Here is a 228-nt window from a genome sequence, read left to right as displayed (position 1 = left end):
AGCCGCCTTCAGGCGGCTGTGTGTTGAAACCCGACGATATTACGCCGAGCTTTGCGCATAACCACGGCCAGCCGCCTTCAGGCGGCTGTGTGTTGAAACTTTAATCAACATCCAGCCTGTTGCAAACGTGTTGACCAGCCGCCTTCAGGCGGCTGTGTGTTGAAACGTCAAATACCAGCGTGTCCTGCATGGCAAGGTTGACCAGCCGCCTTCAGGCGGCTGTGTGTT

This window comes from Neisseria sp. HMSC03D10, assembly GCF_001807625.1.
In the GTDB taxonomy this organism is placed as follows: Bacteria; Pseudomonadota; Gammaproteobacteria; order Burkholderiales; family Neisseriaceae; genus Neisseria; species Neisseria mucosa.
The sequence above is the reverse complement of the archived record's forward strand: the minus strand, read 5'-3'. Positions refer to the sequence as shown.